This window comes from Arcticibacter svalbardensis MN12-7, from assembly GCF_000403135.1.
Taxonomy (GTDB): domain Bacteria; phylum Bacteroidota; class Bacteroidia; order Sphingobacteriales; family Sphingobacteriaceae; genus Arcticibacter; species Arcticibacter svalbardensis.
In genome coordinates this window covers 18,372-43,065 of sequence record NZ_AQPN01000008.1, presented here as the reverse complement: position 1 = coordinate 43,065, position 24,694 = coordinate 18,372, and the positions used below count along the sequence as shown (strand labels likewise).

22 protein-coding genes are annotated in these 24,694 nt (G+C 36.3%); 14 read left to right on the top strand and 8 right to left on the bottom strand.

Annotated features, from left to right (window positions below):
• Positions 1 to 96 precede the first annotated feature (96 nt).
• Positions 97 to 774, top strand: coding sequence for a (d)CMP kinase (cmk, locus tag ADIARSV_RS01040; RefSeq protein WP_016193481.1), 678 nt, complete (start codon positions 97 to 99; stop codon positions 772 to 774).
• Here cmk and ADIARSV_RS01035 read toward each other — a convergent pair.
• Positions 771 to 1,019, bottom strand: coding sequence for a hypothetical protein (locus ADIARSV_RS01035; RefSeq protein WP_040298665.1), 249 nt, complete (start codon positions 1,017 to 1,019; stop codon positions 771 to 773). The genes cmk and ADIARSV_RS01035 overlap by 4 nt on opposite strands.
• 127 nt (positions 1,020 to 1,146) lie before the next feature.
• On the opposite strand from ADIARSV_RS01035, the gene rpsA reads away from it, so the two are divergent.
• The 10 genes from rpsA to ADIARSV_RS00985 all read left to right on the top strand — a co-directional run bounded on the left by rpsA (position 1,147) and on the right by ADIARSV_RS00985 (position 14,137).
• Positions 1,147 to 3,261, top strand: a complete 2,115-nt coding sequence (rpsA, locus tag ADIARSV_RS01030) for a 30S ribosomal protein S1 (RefSeq protein WP_016193479.1) — start codon at positions 1,147 to 1,149, stop codon at positions 3,259 to 3,261.
• A 99-nt stretch (positions 3,262 to 3,360) separates the two neighbouring features.
• Positions 3,361 to 3,906 (top strand): bifunctional pyr operon transcriptional regulator/uracil phosphoribosyltransferase PyrR, encoded by a 546-nt coding sequence (pyrR, locus tag ADIARSV_RS01025; RefSeq protein ID WP_016193478.1) that lies wholly within the window; start codon positions 3,361 to 3,363, stop codon positions 3,904 to 3,906.
• A gap of 47 nt (positions 3,907 to 3,953) precedes the next feature.
• Positions 3,954 to 4,892, top strand: coding sequence for an aspartate carbamoyltransferase catalytic subunit (locus ADIARSV_RS01020; RefSeq protein ID WP_016193477.1), 939 nt, complete (start codon positions 3,954 to 3,956; stop codon positions 4,890 to 4,892).
• 164 nt (positions 4,893 to 5,056) lie between these two features.
• The gene (locus ADIARSV_RS01015) at positions 5,057 to 8,080 is read left to right on the top strand and encodes a tetratricopeptide repeat protein (RefSeq protein ID WP_016193476.1); all 3,024 of its coding nucleotides are present in this window, start codon (positions 5,057 to 5,059) and stop codon (positions 8,078 to 8,080) included.
• Positions 8,081 to 8,086: 6 nt separating this feature from the next.
• Entirely contained in the window at positions 8,087 to 9,748 is a 1,662-nt protein-coding gene (locus tag ADIARSV_RS01010; RefSeq protein ID WP_016193475.1) for a TonB-dependent receptor, read from the top strand.
• A 41-nt stretch (positions 9,749 to 9,789) separates the two neighbouring features.
• Positions 9,790 to 10,833, top strand: a complete 1,044-nt coding sequence (locus ADIARSV_RS01005) for an SPOR domain-containing protein (RefSeq protein WP_016193474.1) — start codon at positions 9,790 to 9,792, stop codon at positions 10,831 to 10,833.
• A gap of 5 nt (positions 10,834 to 10,838) precedes the next feature.
• Complete coding sequence (locus ADIARSV_RS01000; RefSeq protein WP_016193473.1) at positions 10,839 to 11,534, top strand: MotA/TolQ/ExbB proton channel family protein; 696 nt, start codon at positions 10,839 to 10,841, stop codon at positions 11,532 to 11,534.
• A gap of 6 nt (positions 11,535 to 11,540) precedes the next feature.
• Positions 11,541 to 11,936, top strand: a complete 396-nt coding sequence (locus tag ADIARSV_RS00995) for an ExbD/TolR family protein (RefSeq protein WP_016193472.1) — start codon at positions 11,541 to 11,543, stop codon at positions 11,934 to 11,936.
• Positions 11,937 to 11,940: 4 nt separating this feature from the next.
• On the top strand, positions 11,941 to 12,762 hold the full coding sequence (locus ADIARSV_RS00990) for a hypothetical protein (RefSeq protein ID WP_016193471.1): 822 nt from the start codon (positions 11,941 to 11,943) through the stop codon (positions 12,760 to 12,762).
• 28 nt (positions 12,763 to 12,790) lie between these two features.
• On the top strand, positions 12,791 to 14,137 hold the full coding sequence (locus ADIARSV_RS00985) for a bifunctional folylpolyglutamate synthase/dihydrofolate synthase (RefSeq protein WP_040298663.1): 1,347 nt from the start codon (positions 12,791 to 12,793) through the stop codon (positions 14,135 to 14,137).
• 7 nt (positions 14,138 to 14,144) lie between these two features.
• Here the strand turns inward: ADIARSV_RS00985 and ADIARSV_RS00980 are convergent, their stop codons facing one another.
• The 4 genes from ADIARSV_RS00980 to serC form a co-directional block, all read right to left on the bottom strand.
• A complete protein-coding gene (locus tag ADIARSV_RS00980; protein WP_040298661.1) occupies positions 14,145 to 14,804 on the bottom strand; it encodes a hypothetical protein in 660 nt (219 codons plus the stop codon).
• Between the two features lie 123 nt (positions 14,805 to 14,927).
• Positions 14,928 to 15,854 carry an L-lactate dehydrogenase gene (locus ADIARSV_RS00975; RefSeq protein WP_016193468.1) on the bottom strand — a complete coding sequence of 309 codons (927 nt, stop codon included), beginning with the start codon at positions 15,852 to 15,854 and terminating at the stop codon, positions 14,928 to 14,930.
• A 278-nt stretch (positions 15,855 to 16,132) separates the two neighbouring features.
• Entirely contained in the window at positions 16,133 to 17,083 is a 951-nt protein-coding gene (locus tag ADIARSV_RS00970; protein ID WP_016193467.1) for a D-2-hydroxyacid dehydrogenase, read from the bottom strand.
• A 19-nt stretch (positions 17,084 to 17,102) separates the two neighbouring features.
• A complete protein-coding gene (gene serC, locus ADIARSV_RS00965) occupies positions 17,103 to 18,170 on the bottom strand; it encodes a 3-phosphoserine/phosphohydroxythreonine transaminase (RefSeq protein WP_016193466.1) in 1,068 nt (355 codons plus the stop codon).
• 168 nt (positions 18,171 to 18,338) lie between these two features.
• Between serC and ADIARSV_RS00955 the strand changes: the two genes are divergently transcribed.
• Together ADIARSV_RS00955 and ADIARSV_RS00950 are read left to right on the top strand one after the other, a co-directional pair.
• Positions 18,339 to 18,803, top strand: a complete 465-nt coding sequence (locus tag ADIARSV_RS00955; RefSeq protein ID WP_152439726.1) for a hypothetical protein — start codon at positions 18,339 to 18,341, stop codon at positions 18,801 to 18,803.
• Positions 18,804 to 18,831: 28 nt separating this feature from the next.
• Complete coding sequence (locus ADIARSV_RS00950) at positions 18,832 to 19,527, top strand: class I SAM-dependent methyltransferase (protein WP_016193463.1); 696 nt, start codon at positions 18,832 to 18,834, stop codon at positions 19,525 to 19,527.
• A 2-nt stretch (positions 19,528 to 19,529) separates the two neighbouring features.
• Here ADIARSV_RS00950 and ADIARSV_RS00945 read toward each other — a convergent pair whose 3' ends face one another.
• A complete protein-coding gene (locus ADIARSV_RS00945) occupies positions 19,530 to 20,129 on the bottom strand; it encodes a hypothetical protein (RefSeq protein WP_016193462.1) in 600 nt (199 codons plus the stop codon).
• A gap of 205 nt (positions 20,130 to 20,334) precedes the next feature.
• On the opposite strand from ADIARSV_RS00945, the gene ADIARSV_RS20300 reads away from it, so the two are divergent.
• Positions 20,335 to 20,991: a fasciclin domain-containing protein gene (locus tag ADIARSV_RS20300; protein WP_016193461.1), complete on the top strand. Its 657-nt coding sequence runs from the start codon at positions 20,335 to 20,337 to the stop codon at positions 20,989 to 20,991.
• A gap of 56 nt (positions 20,992 to 21,047) precedes the next feature.
• Here ADIARSV_RS20300 and ADIARSV_RS00935 read toward each other — a convergent pair whose 3' ends face one another.
• Both ADIARSV_RS00935 and ADIARSV_RS00930 read right to left on the bottom strand, forming a co-directional pair.
• Positions 21,048 to 23,723 (bottom strand): TonB-dependent receptor, encoded by a 2,676-nt coding sequence (locus ADIARSV_RS00935; protein ID WP_016193460.1) that lies wholly within the window; start codon positions 23,721 to 23,723, stop codon positions 21,048 to 21,050.
• A 319-nt stretch (positions 23,724 to 24,042) separates the two neighbouring features.
• Positions 24,043 to 24,375: an RNA recognition motif domain-containing protein gene (locus ADIARSV_RS00930; RefSeq protein WP_016193459.1), complete on the bottom strand. Its 333-nt coding sequence runs from the start codon at positions 24,373 to 24,375 to the stop codon at positions 24,043 to 24,045.
• Positions 24,376 to 24,694 lie beyond the last annotated feature (319 nt).

The following is a 24,694-nucleotide window of genomic DNA, read 5'->3' as shown; positions in this document are numbered from 1 at the left end:
AAATTGGCTACTAGTTATTCTTCAGGTTTTCGTTTATCTGACCTCTATTAATGAATATTTATCTGATGATATATCATTAAATAATAACTTTGCGGTATGACTGATAATATTGTAATTGCTATTGATGGATACTCGTCTTGTGGCAAAAGTACACTGGCAAAAGCCCTGGCCAAAAAGCTTCATTACATATATATTGATACAGGTGCCATGTATAGGGCGGTAACATTGTATTTAAAAAGGAATCATATTGATTTAGCTGATGAAAATCAAATCAAGGAATCGCTTAAGAATATTCATTTAAATTTTCACTCACGCGATTATCAAACGCATATCATCCTAAATGATGAGGAAGTGTCGGATGAAATACGGAAAATGGATGTTTCCCAGATGGTAAGTGAAGTAAGCACCATAAAAGCGGTTAGAAAAGAGCTTGTGAAACAACAGCAAAGGATGGGCAGATCGAAAAATATCGTGATGGATGGACGCGATATTGGTACCATTGTATTTCCTGATGCCCCAATCAAGATTTTCATGACAGCCGATCCTAAAATAAGGGCTGAGCGTCGATATAAAGAATTGATGGAAAAAGGGGAAGATATAACGCTGGAAGAGGTATTTGAAAACATTGCACACCGTGACTTTATCGACACAACCAGACTGGAAAGTCCGCTTACCCGTGCTCACGATGCTATTATTTTAGACAATACAGAACTAAATGAAGAAGAACAGCTTCAATTTGTATTAGATAGAGTGGAGCAACATATTGCTAATTAATCAGGCGACTTGTCATCAGGAGTTTGTTTATTGTCCTCGTTGATTTGTTGCTCATCTAAAGGTTGTTCCCAACCTAAACGATGTTCTTTATTTGAAGACTTAAAAGAGTCATCCTCATGTTTTTCAGTTGATTTAGCTTCAGTATTAGCTTCTGAAGGGTTATTTTCTTTTATTTTATTTTCGGGGTTGTTATTATTATCCATTTTGGCAGACATTTGATATAAAAAATCAACAGCAAGTTGCATGCATTGTTTGCTATTTAATAACAAGAATGAAGTATCTAAAAATCAGCAAAATAAACTTTAGTATTAAATATCAATTTTATACCTTTGCCATTCCGATTAATTCGGGAAAAAGGAGATAAATTAATTAATGGCCAAAAAACAAGAAGCAGAAAAGGAGCTAGAAGCTAAAACAGCGGAACTCCATGAAGAAGAAACCAACACGGTTAAAGAAAGCATTGAATCAGAGGCTGATTCTTTGTCAATTGAAGACATTAAGTCTAAAACACTAATTACGCCAACCGGCGATTTCGACTGGGATGCAGATGAAAAAGGTTTTGGTAACTACAGCGATGAAGAACGCACCAGACTGGAAGACATGTATGCCGGAACATTTAATTCGATCAGCAAGGGTGAGATCATCGCAGGTATTGTTGTATCAATTAACAACAAAGACGTTGTATTAAACATTGGATTCAAATCTGATGGAATGGTATCCTTATCAGAATTCCGCGATACACCGGATTTGAAGGTAGGTGATTCAGTAGACGTATTTGTAGAATCACAGGAAGATGCTAACGGTCAATTGGTTCTTTCACGTAAACGTGCTAAGACTCAGAGATCATGGGAGCTTATCAATGAAGCTTTGGAAAATGACACAATCATTAACGGTTACGTTAAGAGTCGTACAAAAGGTGGTCTTATTGTGGATATCATGGGAGTTGAAGCATTCCTTCCAGGATCACAGATTGATATTAAACCAATCCGTGATTACGATATCTACGTGGGCAAAACAATGGAATTCAAGGTGGTTAAAATCAATCATGAGTTTAAAAACGTGGTTGTTTCACATAAGGTTCTTATTGAAGATGACCTTGAGAATCAAAAAACAGAGATTGTTGCTAAACTAGAAAAAGGACAGGTTCTTGAAGGAACTGTTAAGAACATCACTGATTTCGGTGTGTTTATTGATCTTGGTGGAGTTGACGGTTTATTGCACATTACAGATATTTCTTGGGGTCGTATCGAGCATCCAAAAGAAGTATTAGCGCTTGATCAGAAGATCAATGTGGTTGTACTTGACTTTGATGATGAGAAGAAACGTATCGCATTAGGTTTAAAACAACTTACTCCTCATCCATGGGCATCTTTGGATACTACCATTGAAATTGGTTCAAGAGTTAAGGGTAAAATTGTTACTGTTGCTGATTACGGTGCTTTCCTTGAAATCACTCCAGGTGTAGAAGGATTAATCCACGTATCAGAAATGTCATGGTCTCAAAACTTACGCAATCCTCAGGAATTCCTAAAGGTAGGCGATGAAGTTGAAGCACAGGTATTAACATTGGATCGCGACGAGCGTAAAATGAGCCTGGGTATCAAACAATTGACACCAGATCCTTGGCAGAATATTGCTGCCAGATATCCTATCGGAAGCAAGCATACTGCTATAGTTAAGAACATGACTAACTTTGGTGTATTTGTTGAAATCGAGGAAGGTATCGACGGTTTAATTCACATCTCTGACCTATCATGGTCTAAGAAGATCAACCATCCAAATGAGTTTACTAAGGTAGGCGAAGTTTTAAATGTTGTTGTTCTTGAATTAGATGAGGATAATCGTAAATTAAGCCTTGGTCATAAGCAATTAGAAGAAAATCCTTGGGATACTTTTGAGACTATCTTTACTGTAGATTCTATACATGAAGGTACTGTATTAAAGGTTACTGAAAAAGGAGCTATCATTGCTTTACCTTATGGTGTTGAAGGATTCTCTCCAAGCAAACATTCGATCAAAGAAGATGGAAAAGCGCTTAAGGCAGAGGAAACTGCTGAATTCAAAATCATTGAATTTAGTAAGGATTCTAAACGTATCGTAGTATCTCATTCACGTATTTGGGAAGATGCACGTTCTGATGCAAGATCTGCTGAGGTTACTCAAAAGAAAAATGATCAGAAAGCAACTGTCAATGCAGTAAAGAAGGTGAAAGATTCAGTTGAGAAATCTACATTAGGAGATCTTAGTGTATTAGCACAATTGAAACAACAGATGGAAGGTGCTGAAAGTCAGGCCCGCAAATCAAAGACTGCTGCTGAACCAGCTGCGGTTGCTGAGCCTGTTGTTGCTCCGGTTGAAGTTGCTGCTGTTGAACCAGCTGCAGATGAAACTGAAGCTCTTACAAAAGCAGAAACTGCTGCTCCTGTTGAGCCTGCTGCAAGTGTTGAGCCTGCTGCAGATGATACAACTGAAGAAGAAGCTAAATAAATTTTTTCTTTATTAAGATAAAGCCCTGCCGTAATTAAATACGGCAGGGCTTTTTTTATTAAAATGATTTATTTTTTATAATTTTGCCCAAACCATAAAATGCAAAACTTAACTCTGCTTGACGGTCAAAAATTTCAGATTACTATAATGAGGCTGTGTCATCAGCTGATTGAGAATCATGATGATTTTTCTAATTCAGTGATCCTGGGCATCCAACCCAGAGGAATATATCTGGCCAACAGAATAGCTTACGAACTACAGCAAATTTTACCGGATGCTAAAATCTTGAATGGAAATCTGGATATTACCTTTTTCAGGGATGACTTTAGACGACGGGAATCTCCATTAGTTCCTAATACCACAAAAATTGACTTTATTATCGAGGGTAAAAAAGTTATTTTAGTAGACGATGTATTGTGGACAGGCCGTACTATTCGATCTGCAATGGATGCAATGCTTGCTTTTGGACGTCCTCAAAAAGTAGAATTATTGGTATTAGTAGACAGACGATTTTCGAGACACCTTCCCATTGAACCTGACTACATCGGGATCCAGGTAGATTCGATCAATTCGCAAAAAGTACTTGTTTCCTGGAAAGAAACAGATCAGGAAGATAAAGTGATTCTATTGTCAGAAAAAGATTAAATAATTTATTTTAAACATTAATTTCAGTTTACAAACGCTACATATTCATGTCAGACTACAGCAAGGGCCTAAGTACAAAACATCTTTTAGGAATTAAAGATCTGAATGAACGGGATATTCAACTAATTTTTGAAACTGCTGATACTTTTAAAGATGTTTTAAACCGGCCTATTAAAAAAGTTCCATCTCTTCGCGATGTAACTATAGCCAATGTTTTCTTTGAAAATTCAACGAGAACCAGACTATCTTTTGAACTGGCACAGAAAAGGCTATCGGCAGATACTATTAATTTCGCTGCTTCCTCTTCGTCTGTGAGTAAGGGTGAAACCTTAATTGATACAGTCAACAATATACTGGCGATGAAAGTGGATATGATAGTCATCCGTCACCCCTACCCTGGAGCCGGGATCTTTTTAAGTAGAAAAGTAAACGCTCAGATTGTAAATGCTGGAGATGGAGCACATGAACATCCTACTCAGGCATTATTGGATGCTTTTTCTATCAGGGAAAAATATGGTGATGTTGCAGGAAAGAAAATTGCTATAATTGGTGATATTTTACATTCCAGGGTTGCTTTATCTAATATACTGTGCCTTCAGAAATTAGGTGCGGAAGTGATGGTATGCGGACCAACTACCCTGATTCCTAAATATATTGGCAGTTTGGGTGTCAAAGTAGAGTTCGACTTACTGAAAGCTTTAAACTGGTGCGATGTAGCAAATATGCTTCGCATCCAATTGGAAAGGCAAGACATTAAGTATTTCCCTTCGCTTAGGGAATATACGATGATGTATGGTCTGAATAAGCAAATTCTTGATTCTTTAGATAAAGAAATTCTTATTATGCACCCTGGTCCAATTAACCGTGGTGTGGAAATAACGAGTGACGTAGCGGATAGTAAACAATCTATTATTCTGGATCAGGTAGAAAATGGGGTTGCAATCAGGATGGCTGTGTTATATTTATTAGCAGGTCAAAAACCTTAAAATGAATCAGTTAATTAAATTTCAATAATTACGAGAAAATACTTTTCTCAAATACATACTAGTTTTCAATGCTGAAACGTTAATTTTGGCAGGTTTCCACATTTGTTAGCATCCATTGTGTGCATTGTGTTCTATTAATGTTATTTAGCGATTTATAATCAGACATGCTTAAAAAATATATACTTGCTACATCATTTGTATGCTTATTCCAATTGGTTCAGGCCCAGCAAACAGAATGGTTCAGCATTAACCAAGCCTACAAAAGTGGCATAGAACTTTTTGAAAAGAGAAAATACGTTGCTGCAAGTGAGCAATTCAGCCGTGTAGAACAATCAAGAATTGCCCCTTCATCTCAGGCACTAACTGAAAACAAGCAGATTTCACTATTAAAGGAAAATGCTCAATTTTACCAGGCCGTTTGTGCATTAGAACTTGGCAATGATAACGCAGAGAGTCTTTTTCTTTCTTTTATAAAAGAAAACCCTTCCAGTGCAAATACTAAATCAGCCTACTTTCAAATTGGTAAATCGTATTTTGATAAAAAGAATTATGATAAGGCCATTGAGTGGTTTAAGAAAACTGAAGCAGGAAACCTGACTGGTAAAGAAAGTGATGAATATCGTTTCAAACTGGGTTATTCTTACTTTGTTGCTAAAAATTATAACGAAGCGGAACCTTTATTTGCCAAATTGAAAGATGGTAAGAGCGAATATGCTGAATCTTCAATTTATTACTATGCCTATTTAAACTATTTAAGTGCAGATTATACCACTGCTTTAAGGGAGTTTGAACGATTAAAGAACTCAACAAAATATAAAGCAAGTTATCCGTATTATATATCTGCACTGTATTTCCTTGATAAACGGTATGATGATGTGTTATCTTATACCATACCTGCAATAGCAGATATAGATGCGCAGTATAAACCTGAGATGTATCGAATAGTTGCAGCTACCTATTTTGCCCGATCTGACTATAAAACAGCAATTAATTACTACCTGAAGTTTCAGGATCTGGATAAAGGAAAGACCCAGAATAATCAGGATAACTACCAGATAGGATACAGCTATGTTAAACTGGATCAGCCTCAAAAGGCCATAACGGAATTGGAAAAGATGGGATCTCCAGATGTTCATTACCAGAATGGAATGATTGTTTTGGGAAATGCATTGATTAAAACAGGAAACAAGCAAAGTGCAAGAAATGCATTTTTTAGAGCTTCCCGATTGGATTTTGATCCTAAGTTAAAGGAAGAAGGACTGTTGAATTATGCTAAACTATCTCAGGAGCTTGAATTTCATACCGTTGCACTGGATGCCGTTCACGAATTCATTAAAACGTATCCCAAAAGCACACGCATTAATGAAGCCAAGACTTTATTGGGAGATGTATTATTATCCACCAAAAACTTTAAAGAAGCGGTAAATATTTTAGAGACCATTCAGAATAAGAATGAAGAGACTCAGATCGTTTATCAAAGAGTGACCTATTTTAGAGGACTTGAGTTTTATAATGAGCGTGCTTTTGAAAACAGTATATCGATGTTTATGCGTTCTCAAAGTAATGGTTTAAATGAAGAAATTGCTGCCCTGGCTACTTACTGGCTGGCTGAAGCGATGTTTGAAGTAAGGAAATATGGTGAATCTGTTAATCAGTTCGAGAAGTTTCTAGCTATGCCTGCTGCTAAAAAGACGGATGTTTATAATTATTCAAATTATGCATTAGGTTACTCTGCTTTTCAATTTGAAGGTTATAGTAAAGCGGCAACATACTTTGAACGTTTTCTAAAAGGAGACGATAAAGATAAGAATACCATTGTTGATGCTACATTAAGACTGGCAGACTCCTATTTTGTACTTAAAAGTTACGACGCTGCCATGCAGCAATATAATAAGATCATTGCATGGAACAGTCCGGGTGAAGATTACGCTTTGTTTCAAAGAGGTATGATTCAAGGTCTGCAAAATTTAAATGATGCTAAAATTGCTACCCATGAATCCTTGCTTCAACAGTTTCCTAATTCCAACTATGCAGATGATGCAGGATTTGAAATTGCCTATACTTATTTTATAAAGGGTGACAATGAAAAATCTAAATCAGACTTGCTTGCACTGATTGAAAAGTATCCAAGAAGCAGTTATGTGCCCCGTGCCTTAGTTACTGTGGGTTTGGTAGATTACAATCAGGATAAGAATGATGAAGCTTTAGCTACCTTCCAACGCGTAGTGAAAGACTACTCTACTACTGACGAAGCAAAGATTGCACTGGAATCTATCAAAAATATTTATCTGGATAAGGCAGATGCTGCAGGTTTCTTAACTTATGCCAACACGACCAGCATTGGTAACTTCAGTACTTCGGAACAGGATAACATTACCTTCCAGGCGGCTAATAACTTATTCTTAAGAGGAAACTATCAGGGTGCTTTTGATGCTGTAAATGCTTACTTCGATAAATTCCCGAAAGCTATATATGAGAAACATGCTAAGTTTATCCGTGCTGAAAGTCTGGTTAAGCTAAACAGAGCAGAAGAAGCTATTCCTGACTACACCTTTATATTAAACGATTGGACCAGTGAATATACGGAACGAGCCTTAATCAGCATTTCCAAGCTTTTCCTGCAACAGAAAAAATATAATGAGGCGGTTGTTTATTTGAAAAAATTGGAAACCACTTCTGAGTATAAAGCAAATTATAGCTTTGCTGTAAACAACCTGATGGAAGCTTACAGTAATATGAATATGCCGGATGATGTTTTAAAATATGTAAAATTGGTTAAATTATTTGATCGCTCATCAAATGATGATAAGTCTAAAGCTGGTTTATATGCAGGTAAGGCCTATTTATTGAAGGGTGATACTACAACAGCAAGCAAAGAATTAATTGGAGTTGCTGCAACGAATACAACCATTACTGGTGCTGAAGCCCTATACACTTTAGCTCATGTTGAATATTTGAAGAGAGATTACAAGGCATCTCAAAAAAGTATCCTTGACCTTGTTAAAAGAATGGAATCGCAGGACTACTGGGTTGCTAAGGCTTACATTTTGTTAGCCGACAATTATATAGCAGTTAAAGACACTTTTCAGGCGAAAGCTACATTACAAAGTGTTATAGATAATTATGAAGGTAATGATGATGTGCTTCCTACTGCAAAGTCAAAGCTTGAACAAATTAATAAGAAATAGGCTAGAATGAAACTGAACAATATTAAATATACACTCGCAATTTGTGCTCTACTACTAACATCGGTTTCTTATGCGCAAAATCCTACTGATCCCAAAAAGGCAACACCAGCTGCAGGTACGCTAACAGACGAAATTGTCGTTGAAAGACCTTACAAACCCGTTTTAGCGGATGCAGCAAAAATAAGAAGGAGTCCGGATTTAAACAGTAACAGCGTTTTTAAGAGAGCATTGACTTATTCGATGTTTGACAAGAAATTGGAATTAAACAGTGATATCCGTCAGCTACAGGCTCAAGAAGTTATAAATGGTGAACGCCCTCCCCTTTTAAACAATTATGCCAAGTTTGGAATGGGAAACTTTAGTACAGGTCTTGCTGAACTATATTTAAATACAGGATCGGATGAAGCATTACAGGCTGGATTCTTTTTAAAACACCTGAATCAAAAAGGTGATATTACTGGTCAGAAATACTCTCGTCAGAATGCAGGTATTTTTGGTAAAAGTATTCTGCCCAAAGTAACTTTAAATGGAGAATTAGGCTTTGACAGATTCTCTACTTTTTTGTATGGAGTTGATCCATCTACTAATTTAACTTTTAATAGTGATCCTCAAAAGCAAAGGTACAGCACCATAAGCATCAAGGGCGAGATGTTAAAAAATTATAAATCAGAAGATGAACTTGACTATGCTGTAAAAGCAGATGCTTACTTTTTATCAGATAAATTTGATGCCAAGGAAAATGCTATTGCACTAAGTGGTTTTGTAAATAAGGTTTGGAACGATTTCAATATCGGGGTTAACAGTTCACTTGATTTTACACAAACAAAAGACTCATTAAATATTGGAAATCATATTTTTAGGGCTAATCCATATATTAAACTGCAGGGAAAATCATACAAATTATCCCTTGGTGTTAATCTGGTTGAAGAATTTGGTACGAATTCAGGGTTTAACCTCTTCCCTACTGTAACTGCAGAAATGCCTGTCATTCCTGAATTTGCTACCCTATTTGCTGGTTATACTGGTGATGTAATAAAATCTACATTACAGAATTTCTCTAATGAGAATCCTTATTTAAATCAAAATCTGCAAATTTTAAACACACAAGAAACTGCTAATTTATACGGTGGGATTAAAGGGAATGCAGGCGCAGGATTTGGATATAAAGCCACCCTGTTTTATAAGAAATTAGATAACATGCCTTTGTTTGTTAACAATGCATTAAATCCTGAACGCTTTGATGTAATATATGACAATGCAAAAGTCACCGGATTAGAAGGAGAGATTAATGTTAAGGTGTCTGATGCATTCAGCTGGTTAGGTAAGGTAATGGTTAATAATTACAGTATGGATGTGCAGGAAAAAGCATGGTTGAAACCTGAATTTAAAATATCCTCCAGCGCGCGGTTATCCATTACAAAAGAAATTACAATTGATGGTGAGCTAGTTTTGAATGATGCATCATCTGCCTTGGTCTACTTACCTACCCCAAGTATTGTTAAAGTAAAGGGTTATGCCGATGTAAGTGCCGGTGCTGAATATGTTCATAAGGAAAAAGTGGGCATTTTCCTGAGAGTAAATAATATGCTGAATAATGATTATCAACGTCTTTTATATTATCCTCAACTGGGTCTGAATGTAATAGGTGGTGTTAACTATTCATTTTAATCACCTTTGTTAAATTAATATTTTAGATTAATTTTACAGAAATGAACATTTCGCTCTATATTTCGGAATTACTTAAGGATTATGATGAAATAAGTCTTTCCGATGTAGGGACATTTTACAAAGAAAGAACATCTGCCTTTTTCGATGAAAGTACAGGTCAATTCCATGCCCCTTCAGAAAAGGTTTGCTTTAAGAATACCTTCAATGGCCAGGATGATACGTTGGTGCATTATATTAGCCAGGTCAAGAAGATTTCTGAAGCTTCCTCCCGCTATTTTATTAATAAGTTCATTGCTCAGATTCAACAATCTTTATCCTCTTTTAACGAGGTTGAAATACAACCAATTGGTTTACTCAAAAACAGTCCTTCGGGACTAGTACTTGCGCAGACTAATGAATCTGCGACTAATTTTGGTTTATCAAAATTAAAAGATGCTTCCTATACGCCTGCATTTACACCGATTAATAATGCGCCAATAGAAGCGGAACTCAGTGATCAGGACAATAATCATACGACCTCAAAAACCTGGAAGGCGGTATTTATTATTTTAGTCCTGTTGATTATTTCTGGTAGCTATTTTTATATCATCAATCCGTCCTTGTTTAACCTGACATCTGATAAACCGATACCAGAACAGAATGCGCAGCCCCAAATTAAAAAACAAGAGGCTCCAGTAATTCAAAGTGTTGATTCATCTATTAACAATGCTGGTTCGCTGAAACAAAACGCTACTAACGTTCAAGATTCTATTTCAGCAACTTTAAAGACACCGCTTAAGCCTGAAAATAAAAAAAACAATAATCCTGTAAGTTCCCTTAAAGAAATCAATACGTCCAAATCAAAAGAATTTTATGTAATCGGGGCTTCTTTTGGACTACCCTTAGAAGCTGAAAACTATATAAAAACATTGCAAAAGAGAGGAATAAAGGCGACAATTGTAGAAGATACCCGCAGACCAAGGTATAAAATAAGCCTTGGCTCATTTCATACTTACGAAGAGGCAAACATTGAAAAAAGACAAGTACAAAGTAATTTCAATAAAGAAGCCTGGATTTTAAATTTAAACGATAAAGCTAAAAAATAACACACATGTTTTTATTACAGATTGATTCCGTTACTCCCGATACAGTGGCTACTGCTGCAGTCGAAGCTGCTCAGAAAGCTCAGGAACTGCGCTTTTTTGACCTATTGCTAAAGGGTGGGTGGGTAATGCTACCTCTAGCCATACTTTTCTTTTTAGGATTGGTTATTTTTATTGAAAGATATATTACGATACGGAAAGCATCAAGCAAAGGCTCTGACTTAATGTCTCAGGTTAAGCAAAGTATATTGACAGGTCATCTTGATTCTGCAATCGCAGTTTGCAGGAACAGCAATTCACCATTAGGAAGAATGCTGCAAAAAGGATTGCTTAGAATTGGCCGTCCGATTAAAGAAATTGAAGGAGCTATAGAGAATCTGGGTAAATTGGAAGTATCTAAATTGGAAAAAAATATAAGTATCCTTGGTATTGTAGCAGGTATAGCCCCAATGCTTGGTTTCGTGGGTACCATTTTAGGAGTTATTAAAATATTTTATAACATCTCTCTGGCTGATAATATCAGTATAGGTATTATTGCAGGTGGTCTTTATGAAAAAATGATTACTTCAGCAACAGGTTTAGGAGTTGGTATTTTAGCTTATATAGGCTATCATATTTTAAATATTATGGTAGATAGAGTGATATTAAGAATGGAAACAGACGCGATAGAATTCATTGATCTATTAGACGAACCAGGTAGATAAAACAGCATGAATTTAAGAAAGAAAAATAAACCAACAGTTGAAGTGAATGCTTCGGCTATGAGTGACATTATGTTCTTCCTGATGCTGTTCTTTTTAATTGCATCGACTGTAACAAATCCAAACATCATTAAGTTGATGCTTCCGAAATCAGATACAGGACAATCTGTTTCCAAGAAAACCGTTACCATATCAGTGACGAAGGATTTGGAGTATTTCATGGACAAACAACAAGTTCAATTAGATGAAATACAGGGAAGACTGCTAGCCATGTCCACTAAGGCTGATGCGTTAACCATTATACTATATGTTGATCGCACAGTGGCCATTCAGGACGTTGTTCAAATTATGGATATTGCAAACAGACTGTCTATTAAACTTGTTTTAGCTACAGAACCAAAATAAACTCATGCAGTACCAGGAAGATAATAATTATCCAAAGGCATTTTTGATCGCAGGAGCATTTATGATTGCAATGCTCCTGCTTTGCTACATCATACGCTTTGGAATGAATCCGCCTCAAGAAGTTGGAACAGGTGGAATTGTAGTAAATTATGGAACCGCTGAAGTAGGAATGGGCGACGATTTCATGAGCATTGAGGAGCCTTCCGTTGATCCAAATGCAAATAACACACCTCCGGATAAGGTGGTAGAGAATTCTGAACCTCAGCCAACAGCGCCATCTTCAGAAAATAGTGATAAAGCAGTGGTCACTCAGGAATCTGAAGATGCTCCTGTAGTGAAAACTTCAACTAAAAAAAGCACGTCAACAGCTCCTTCCACAACTACTTCAACAAAAGAAAGCCAACCTGTAGTCAATCAAAATGCGCTTTATAAAGGCAAGAAAAGCACAGGCTCAGGAGGTGGAGACGGAACAGGAACTACTCCAGGAAATCAAGGTGACGTGGATGGAGACCCTCTTGCTGCTAACTATGGTAGTGGAGGATCAGGGTTCGGCAATGTTAAGCTTACATTATCGAATAGAAGATTTGTAAATCTACCTAAGATCAACGATCAAGGACAGTTATCCGGTCGTATTTACGTAGAGATCAGAGTAGGTAAATCAGGAGAAGTTATTTTTGCGAGAGCTGGAGTTAAAGGTACAACCCTATCTGATCAGGATTTATGGAGAAAATGTGAACAAGCTGTATTGGGAGCTAATTTAAATCGCTTAGAATCCGCTCCTGATGTTCAGATTGGAGTAGTCGTATTCAACTTTAAGGTGAATTAGCTTAATTTACAATCAGACATTTCACCACATGAACTACAAAGAGACAGTTGAATATTTATATTCCAGGTTGCCTATGTTTTCCAAGCAAGGCTCCTCAGCAATAAAGAAGGATCTTGCTAATACTGTTTTATTGTGTAATAGCTTGAACAATCCTCAGGAGCGTTTTAAGAGCATTCACATTGCAGGAACCAATGGAAAAGGATCTGTATCTCATATGCTGGCCTCTGTGCTCCAGGTAGCCGGTTATAAGACTGGCCTATATACCTCTCCCCATTTGCGTGATTTCAGAGAAAGGATCCGCATAAATGGTCAAATGATTGCTGAAGCAGATATCATAAACTTTGTTCAAGAACAAAGGGATCTCATCGATACCATTAGTCCCTCTTTTTTCGAAGTTACAGTGGCTATGGCTTTTGATTATTTTGCAGCTCAAGAAGTAGATATCGCAGTTATTGAAGTAGGATTAGGTGGGCGTCTTGACTCGACCAATATCATCAATCCCATCCTCTCTATCATCACAAATATCAGTTTCGACCATGTATCCATATTAGGAAATTCCCTGAAAGAAATTGCAGCAGAGAAATCTGGAATAATAAAAAAGGGTATACCTGTAGTTATAGGAGAAGCAATTAATGAAGTAGTTAAAAAGGTATTTGAGGATAAAGCACAGCAGCAGTATTCCACTTTAACCCTTGCATCTGAAAGTTGGTTAATAAAAAACAATAAAGATTCCAACGAGGATGTGCTGAGTCTTGAAGTGAGTAAACCCTCGAATACAAATCTTCAGGCGGATGCAGTAATTCAAGTAAAACCTCCTCTATCCGATGGTAGTGAATCATTAAATTTATCTTTGGATTTAACCGGTACTTACCAGCTTAAGAATCTTAAAACAGTGCTGAGTGCTATAGAGCAATTGAGGCTAATCGGGTTTTCTATTACAAATGAACAAATACAATCCGGCTTAAGTCAAGTAACTAAACTGACTGGTTTAATGGGAAGATGGCAGATTCTAGACCACAATCCTCTTATTATATGCGATACCGGACATAATGAAGATGGCATTCAGGAAGTAATTAAAAATATTGCTCGTATTTCTTACCATACACTGCACATGGTTATTGGAATGGTAAAAGATAAAGACATTACTAAAGTACTATCCTTATTACCCAAAGAAGCCAGGTATTACTTTTGCAATCCGGCTATAGAACGTGCTAAGCCAGCCTTAGATTTAGCCAAAGAAGCTGAAGCTGCTGGACTTTCAGGAGAGTCTTACTCTTCGGTACACGAAGCCTTATTAGCTGCCAAAGCCAACGCAAACATGAACGACTTCATATTCATAGGTGGAAGTACTTATGTTGTAGCCGAAATTATTTAATGAACACCTACAAATAAGTCAGCTTTCCCAATGTATAGCTGATTCCAATACTAATAGTCTGATAAAGATCATTATGCGATCCCGGCCTAATACTGCCATCCATTTTATCGCCCAGTAAAAAATTCGTCTGATAGTTCAGGTTCAATAAAAGCCTTGATTCTGCTCCCATATACATATCTATTCCCCCTAAAGCAGGTATAAACAGTTCTTTATTATTGTAGGATTCAGATGAATTTATGCCATTCATGATCATAAATACACCACCTCCTGAACCCAGATAAATTCCTTTTACTAATTTATCTCCTATTGATGCCCGAGCGGCAATATACCTTTGTGGCTTCCTGATCAGTTCACCAACATGCAACTTTCCTTTAAAAGTTAAGGATTGAAAATCTCCCTGAAAGTTTGATGTATTCTGATCATCATGACCGGATATAGAACCAGACTGTGCTTCCATTCCTATATTCAAATAAGGACTAAAATAATAATCAAATACACCATACCCGAATAACTTACGATCAGCATGTAAGAAATCGGTGAATGTAGATGTCTGACCAGCACCAATGCCTATCGAAAAATGTCTGTATGTATTTTGTGCTGAGCTGCTACTCAGCAAAATGAATAAAAAAAACGAAGTCCCCAATATGCTTTTAAAATAAGATATCATCGTATGATGTATTAAATATTTTCTATTTTAATCCAAAACCATTAACCCCTTAGGCCTATGTATCATAAAAAAAGAATAGCCACATTTACGCTGATATCTTACTTTTGAAAAACCTCAAAGTGATTACATAGACACTGAACTAATTATATCTTTAATTTTTTGAGCAGATTGATTTAGCTGAGTCCTTTCCAACTCATTAATATCTAAAGGCAAGACTTCCCTTACCCCGTTACGATCTACCACACAAGGAACCCCTAAAAATACATCAGACACGCCATGGTAATCAGTCAGCAAAGTCGAAACATTCAACACAGCCGCTTCATTATGTAAAATAGCTGTACAAATCCGATCAAGAGCTAGCGCGATCCCATAAAACGTTGCACCTTTCGCTTTTATAATCTGATAAGCAGCATTTTTAGTATCTAAATAAAGGTTTTCTTTTTCTTCATCAGTGAAATTAATAGTAGAACCAGCCACGTTAGTCATGCTCCATAAAGGCAATTCAGAATCGCCATGTTCACCAATAATATGTGCATGCACACTTCTTGAATCAATATTAAGCTTCTCCCCTATCAAGTATCGAAATCGTGCACTATCTAATAAAGTACCCGACCCAATTATTCGGTTCACTGGCCATCCTGATTTCTTCCATGTAAAATAGCTCATTATATCTACCGGATTTGATGCAATAATCAAGATGCCATCTGTATTATACTTCAGCACCTCTGTAGTAATGCTTTCAAAAACGGCTACATTACGTTTTAACAGATCAATACGAGACTCACCTTCACGCTGTGAAGCCCCTGCAGTGATAATAATAATGTCAGCATCCTTACAATCTTCGTAAGTACCGGCCCAAACTTTAGACTGCCCCAAAAAAGGCAAGCCATGGTTCATATCTAACGCATCTCCTATAGCCTTACCCTGATTGGCATCTATTAGTACCAATTCATCCATACGCTCTCTTAAAAGAAGCGTATAGGCTGTTGTAGAACCTACAGCTCCAACACCAATGACTACGATCCTGCTTTTTTTATTTGTTAACGGCATTTTAGTAAATTAAAATATATGTTGCAATATAGTCAAGACAAATAAATCCAAAGCATTTTATATGAAACAGTTCAAAGAAACATATTAAAAAGTTCAAAAAAAGAGCTATCCAGTAAGTCTTTTCTAGCGTTAAGCCAATAAATTTTAACACTTTTTTATAATAAAAAGGGCAATTTTCGATATGAAAATTGCCCTTTTTATTCCTTCGAGATTTTGACCAAAATCAAATTCTTTAATGAATTTGATTTATAATGCTGCCTACTTCTCTGTTGAAATAATTATTTTTTAAAGAAATCAATGATCAGGTTTGCTAACTCTACACCAATACGCTCTTGAGCTTCATTCGTTGCTGCACCAATATGTGGAGTCAACGAAATCTTTGGATGAGTAAGAATCTCCTGACGAGGAGTTGGTTCATTATCATAAACATCCAATCCTGCGAATCCGACAATACCACTATTTAAAGCCTCAATAAGAGCTAACTCATCAATAGTACCACCTCTCGAACAATTTACAATACCAACACCATTCTTCATTTTATCAAATTCAGATTTACCTAAAATAGGTTTATCTAAAAATGGAATATGAAGACTGATAAAATCACTTTCAGTGATCAGCTCATCGAATGATGCCTTTTTTACAGGAACACTAACATTCACACCGCCAGTCAGGTTTAATTCTAAAGTTGCAGGTACATCATACAAATCGTACGCCAGAACTTCCATTCCTAAACCTAATGCAATTTTAGCAGTTTCGCGACCAATACGTCCAAAGCCAATAATACCAATTTTCTTTCCTTTTAATTCAACGCCTTTTGCATACGCTTTTTTAAGGTTATTAAATTTTGTACCACCTTCAACCGGCATCTTACGATTAGAGTCATATAAAAACCGAATTCCGGTAAATAGATGAGCAAAAACCAGTTCAGCAACCGATGGAGAAGAAGCTGCAGGAGTATTAACAACTGTCAATCCCTTTTCACGAGCGTAGTCAACATCGATATTATCCATACCAACACCACCACGACCTATTAAACGAAGGTTGGGACAAGCATCAATAAGTTCTTTTCTAACCTTAGTAGCACTACGAACAGTTATAGCATCAAAGTTCTTTAAAGCTTCAGGAAGTTCTCCCTGAGGTATATTTTCAGTTTGAACGGTAAAGCCGGCCTGTTCAAGTAATTGCTTACCAACAGCGTCAATACCATCATTTGCAAGAATTTTTATCATTATCTCGTATTTATATTATCTAAGCATTATTATCTGCAAATTCTTGCATCACATCAATAAGTGCATGAACAGCAGTAATAGGAAGTGCATTATAAATAGATGCCCTAAAACCACCTACACTACGATGTCCTTTAATTCCAACCATTCCGCGTTCCTGAGCAAACTTTAGGAAAGGTTTGTCTAATTCCGGATTTTCCATCACAAAACAAACATTCATGCGTGAACGATCTTCCACATTACAAGGACCTTTAAATAAAGGATTACGATCTATTTCAGCATATAAAGCTTCAGATTTAGCAATATTTTCCTTTTCTATCTGTGCAACACCACCTTTTGCTTTCAGCCATCTTAAGTTCAATAAAGAAGCATAAATGGAGAAAACTGCAGGAGTATTATAAAGTGATTTGTTGTCCGCATGGATCTTATAATCCAGCATAGATGGTAATTTACGACCAGACTTACCTATTAGATCATCTTTCACGATCACAAGGGTAAGACCTGCAGGACCCATATTCTTTTGGGCACCAGCATAAATTAAACCAAAATCAGCAATATTTAATACTCTGCTGAAAATGTCAGATGACATATCAGAAACTATAGGAACATCTGTTTTAGGGAAATCAAATAGTTCAGTTCCGAATATGGTATTATTAGATGTGACATGAAAATATGCAGAATCTGCAGGTATTTCATAATCTCTAGGCACATAAGTATAGTTAGCCTCTTTTGATGAAGCAACAATATTTACATTTCCGAATAGCTTAGCTTCTTTGATAGCCTTACTTGACCATACACCTGAATCAAGATAAGATGCAGTTTGTCCTTCAGCAAGAATATTCATAGGAACCATGCTAAATTGAAGACTTGCTCCACCTTGAAGCAATAAAATCGAATAGCCTTCAGGAATGTTTAAAAGATCTTTTACTAATTGTAAAATTTCGTCAACCACAGCCTCGAATTCAGGTGCTCTGTGAGAAATTTCAAGTATGGAAAGTCCTGTATTATTAAAATTTAATACTGCTTCTGCTGCTTGTTTAAATACTTCCTGTGGCAAAATACTGGGTCCAGCGCCAAAATTATATTTCATGGTTTAGCTCGTGTTAATGAAGCGGCAAATTTATGAGTTTTATTAACTAATCGTAAGAATAAATGAAAATAACACTAGATTTACTTTCATTATAAAGCCATTATGCCTAAATAAACGCTCAGGAGAACATAAATTCCAATCACATGTTTAAACAATAAAATCAAAAAAATGAAATTTTTAACCCTTTTTAGTAGTATCCTGTTCTTATTTTCAGCATGCAACAATACAAATACCTCCAATACTTCCAGCAATTCCGGATTAGTATCTAAAGATTCATCATCTTCAGATACCCTAAACATGTGTTTTCAGCACGTAGAAGGTAACCGAAATCAAGACACATCATACATCCATCTCATTCTGAATCAATCAGCGGTAACCGGTCAATACGATCATATGCCCTATGAAAAAGATAGCAGAAAGGGCATTATAAAAGCGGTTAAAACAGGTAACGAAATTAAAGGAGTTTGGATCTACAGCCAGGAAGGCATGCAGGATTCCCTTGATATCGCATTTAAACTACAAGACGCTAGTTTATTGCAAAAACCCTTTAGTGTTGACATTTCCACTGGCAGACAAGTTTTAAGAGACAGCTCAGCCTATTCCATCCAATACACCAGGCGAACTTGTAAATAAACAATCAATTTTCTTTACTTTGTAGCCAATGGATGTATACGAAAAAGCACTCTGCGATTTTTACACTAAATCAGATAAAGAGGAAGAACCTTTATGGATTTATAATACGTATGGTGAACCTGAGGAAATGCCGGTGGAAATTTTCTTCAGGGACGAAGAGGATATGTCCCCCATTGAGTTATTAGCCCTAAAAAGTTGCAAAGGAACCATTTTAGATATTGGCGCTGGAGTAGGATCACATGCACTATTACTCCAAGACTTTTTCGCAGATATCACAGTCCTGGAAATCTCTAAAGAAGCATGTTCCATCATGAAAGACAGGGGTGTCGAAAAAATCATTAATCAAGACTTTTACGCTTACGAAGAACAAAAATTCGACACGCTACTTTTATTAATGAACGGAATCGGTTTATGTTCCAATCTAGCAGGTCTAAGTACATTTCTAGACCATGCACAGCATTTACTCTCCAAAGATGGCAGCCTGATCTTCGACTCTTCCGATATTACCTACCTGTACGATGATGGCGATTTCCCTGCAAATCAATATTATGGAGAAATATCCTATCAGTACAAATACAAGGGACAGTATGGCAACTGGTTTCAATGGTTATACATTGATCAACATACACTCAGAGAAATTGCAGAGCCAAAAGGTTGGAAAGTAACTATTATTTTAGAAGAATACGATCAATACCTCGCCGTTCTAAGTCACCATCCAGTTTAACACTACAACAAAATATTCCTTGTAATTTCCTTGTTGATCGTGATATAACCCGGATATTTTATCTCTTTATTACCAAGACCTAAAGTTGGTCGTATTTTTATAGTTAAGATACTTTTCTTTGCAGAAGTCCCATCATTACTCAGGAAATCAAGAATCGCATCCTGTGTCTCTCTATTAGAAATAAAGTTATAGATGTTGGCATTTATTTTAATTGGCACAACCGTTTCGCCACCACCAGGTTCAACCTGAATGGTTTGATTTATAAAGCCACTGGCCAATTCCTGATCTTTAATAAGTAGCTTATATTCAAACTGACGGATAGCAGCAACTGCTGAAGAAGGATTCTTAATCTGAAGATTTACTTTACCCTCAAAAGGAACATTTTTCCTTAATATTCCCAATAAAATTCGGGGAGATTTTATCACATCAAAATTCTTTGATTTTAAAGCCTGAGAAACATCAACATTAGCCACATAAAGACTATCTGCTGATATAATTGAATATTTACACTTTTCAAAGGCTTTTGCCTGATCAATCTGTTTGTTTATGCTGCAACTTGATATGATAATAGAAATTATCACTAAATAGATACTTTGTTTCATGTCACAATGGTAACGCTTTAATTAATATAAAGGTATTTCTTTGATAAATTTGATGATTTACACCACGTATTGTAAAACATTTAGACAATCCAGACAAACATTGACTTTTTCAAAAAAATCTATCTATCTATGTATTAAAGAATTAAATTGTAAAAACAAAATTGGCAAAGTATTTATTCTAACTGATACATTTAACATTCAAAATATGAAAAACTTAATTTTAACCGCTGCAGTTGTAGCAATAACAGGGTTTACAGCTATAAACGCACAAACTACCTCTCCTGCTCAAACACAGGATTCAACTTCAACAACTACAGGGCAAACTCCTGTTCAAGGACAAGATTCTTCAGCAACAGGACAAACCTCAACTTCAACCGGAACCTCTTCCACCGGAACTACTACAACAGGAGCTGCTGCAGCAACAGGTGATATTGTTCAGGCAATTTCCACTTCTGGTTATAACGCAAGTCTAACCACTGCAATAAAAACTGCTGGTCTTGATCAAACTCTAAAAGGAGCAGGTCCATTTACCATCTTCGCCCCTTCCGACCAAGCTTTTGTAGCAGTTCCAGCCGGAGATAGCTTACTTACACAACAAGCTAAATTAACTAAGACCCTTAAACATCATGTTGTAGCTGGTACTTATACCAAAGACGACATTATTAAAGCACTTACAGTAGGTAAAGGATCCACCACACTGAAAACTATTGAAGGAGATGTCCTTACTTTAAAAGTAAATGAAAGTAAGAACCTTGAATTGTCAGATGCTTCCGGAAACAAAGCACTTGTAACCGTATTTGATATCAAAGGAACTAACGGTACTGCACACGTAATCAACAACGTATTGGTACCAAAACAATAATATTATTTGATTATTCCCTAAGTGAAAGACTCTGCTACCCTTTAGCAGGGTCTTTTTTATGTTTCAAACTTATTTACATTCAGCGTAAACAACACCATAAAGTAACGGCCTAATCGATTACTTCGGTTGTCCATAATAGAGTTATTCAAGATCAAACGTTGAACATTCGTATTTTGATCAAATAAATCAAACCCAGTAAAACGAAGAGCACCCTTTTTACCTTTTAAAAACTGATACTCCAGGTAAGTATTCAAAATCAAAGGGTTAGTCTTTACAGATCCTGCAAACCCATTATAAAAATTCTTATCTAAAGCAGACCCTAAAATAAAAGAAGGACTTACATTCCATCTTCCTGATGCACTTAACAACCAGGTCGATAACTCATTTTTCTCATATTCATCCAGGGAATACGATGTGTTATTCAACGTATAAGTAACCGAAGGATTCAGTTCAAGCTTTCCTCCAGGATTAATCTGCATCCTGAAATTTTGAGAAGTAATCAGGTTTTTACCTGTTATTTTAACATAATTACTAAGCGACACATTATTATTGTAGCTAACGTTACCGTTGATATCCAGGATAATACGCCGACCTACCAATGGAAGAGAAGCATTGTACAATCCCCCAAGTTGAAACCCACCGTTAATATTATCAAATAAAGTTTCCTGAGTAACCACATTATCCGGATGATACACTAACACCGTATTTGCAACCACCTGATCCTGAACCACAGAAGCACTCAAACTCGTAAATAACGTATTACCCGTATCAAAATTAAAGCTGTTATAAGAAAAATCTACTGTATGCCAAAGCTCCGATTTTAAGGTCGGATTTCCAGTTATTGGATACTGCGGGTTCGTTACATCTGTTACCGGTTGCAATTGCAAATAAGAAGGAGGATTACTGCTGGCTGCATAGTTAAATCCAAATGATTTCTCTGAAGATGGTGTGTAACTATAACTTAATTCGGGAACAATATTTAACCCTATTCTGTTTATCCTAATACTATTACTGATTGATTCTCCTGAGAGTAATGTAGGCTGAACACTAATACCGATAGAATAGGCATGTTTGGATCCGCTATGACGAAGAGCCAGACTCACCAGGTTCGTTCTGAAAGAATACGTATACCTGTTACTTAGAGAATCAATTCGCTTAATCATATCTGCCCAATTAGCCTCCCGGTCATTCAAAAATTCCGAATAACTATACACATAGCCAAATTCAAGTCGCGTATTCGTCGTTATAGGCTCCAGATAGGAAACCTTAGCACTGATATTCAAATTCTCATTTTCATTTTTAAGAAATGTTCTTAAAAGTGAATCCAGACTTAGATTACCGCTTCTATCATAAAAATTCAATCTTGCATCCACGCGCTGTTCAGTCGTATTTACTCCATTTTTAATATTCAGCTCCGTATATACATTTCGCCCCGGTTTTTTAAAGCGATGATTAGCTACCACCCTTAAGCCAATAAGCGGATTTAAATTAGATGTCGACTCATTCGTTTGTTGCCTCAAACTATCAATCAGATAAGAATTCGTTAACTTATTCTGTATTAAATTAGAATTCGTTATCGAATTTCTCTTTGAAAAAGATACCGATGGCGAAATTTGAATATAATCTTCTTTATTGCGATCATATTCAATATTCCACTGAAATACATGGTTATATCCATTGCTGGTGACCCTGCTGGTATCGTAATTCACAATCAGTGTATTATTTGGATAGATATTCTGACGAAAGGTTTCTGAGAAAAGCTCATTGCGCGTGTTCGAATAATTATAGCTCCCAAATGAACTCAGGTACTTATTATATTTTTCACGATGATTAAATCCAAACGCATTTAAGTTGGTCAAGCCATTGTCGCCTCCATTTTTCAAAGCATAACCTGATCCTGATAAACTGGAATTATTATTATTTAAATTTCCGTAGACCCCAGTTTCCCTGTTATTATTGAAGTAATTAGCCAACGCCGACACCTGATACCTTCCTTCATTACCCAGTCCAGCATTTGCATTACCAAAATAGCCTTTTCTCAAATTAGCCCAGGTTTTAATGTTAATAATCTTTTGAGAACGTCCAGTTGCACTTCCAGTAAACTGCCCCTGGTCTCCATAATCATTAATAACCTGGATCTTTTCAATTAAGTTAGCCGGAATATTTTTCATCACTGTTTCTACATCTCCGCCAAAAAAGTCCCTGCCATTAACCGTAATTTTTGATATCTGCTTTCCCTGAGCAATTACATCGCCATCATCATTCAAAATAATACCCGGCAATTGTCTTAGTAAATCTTCTGTGTATGCGTTTTCCCTTAACTTATAGTTCCGGGATTGGTACTCAATAGTATCCTTTTTGATCACAAGAAGCTGTTTCCCCGTGATCAGAATTTGATTTAATTCATAGGATTGTGCCTGCAACTGCAATGGCTCAATCTCAATATAAAACATTCCCTCCTCCCCAATATGGTCCTTCACTAATGACTGATATCCCAGGTTAGATATCGTCAATTTGAAAACCGGAGAAGTAATATCCTTTAAAGAGTAGAAACCCTTATCATTAGTTTTAACCAGTACAGAGTCAAAATCGGAGGTAAGTAAGACTGTTGCACCAGATATACCAGTACCTGAAGTATCCTGTAAAGTACCTCTTACAAAATATCTGATCGTTTGGGCATTTAAACATCGGGAACTTAACAGAAGTGCAATTAAAATTACAAATACCTTCATCTACAATGCAATTATAAAGAATCTGCCATGTATAGCATCAATTAAATTTCAATAGGACTTCATAATATTAAAACAGTATTAACGACATTAATAATATTCTAATATGAAAGTTTAGAATTTAATTGAAGCCCGACAGAAATTTCGGTACATAGCTTACAAACGCTAAGGATTATTCAGGATATAGGCGTGATAAAAGAAGAGAAAATCGCTCTTCAGCTTACACAAAAAATTCAGGACTATTGGTGTAGTACGAATAGACTAATTATAATCAGGTTAGGATTATAAAAAAAAGGGCCATTGGAACAGCCCTTTTGGTATGTTATCTGTTGAAGCCGCCTCTTCCGCCGCCTCCACCACCGCCACCGCGGTTGAATCCACCACCGCCACCACCACGACTTTGACCATCAGTGGGTTTATCTTCAGCCACTTTGACTGTGATTTTACTCCCATTGTAATCTCCACCATTCATGTTTTTGATCGCTTCTTTAGCTTCTTCATCGTTAGGCATTTCAACAAAGCCAAAACCTCTGCTTTTACCTGTTTCACGGTCCTTTATAATTCTAAGTGACTTAACTACTCCAAAATCTCCAAAAACCGCTCTTAATTCTGCCTCCTCTACTTCGAAAGGAAGGCCTGCAATAAATATCTTCATTAAAACTTTAAAATTTGAGCAAATGTAAGCTTTTTAAATGAAATTATAGCTAATCACTTGGAAACAAGACTTATTTTATATGTTAAATTTTATTTCATGAAAGCTATATGACAACATCACCAGGCATTACTCTTTCGATTCATTTAAGCCAACAATATGAAATTTATTTGAACAGACCCGATCCCTTTTAATTCAAATAATATTCAGTCACAATCAAATCCTACTAGTTCTTATTTTAAAATTAGCGTAGAGGAAACGCTCATATTAAGGTTTTATATCCAGCCTAACGCCATAAAATTTTGATTAATAGTCCCGAAAC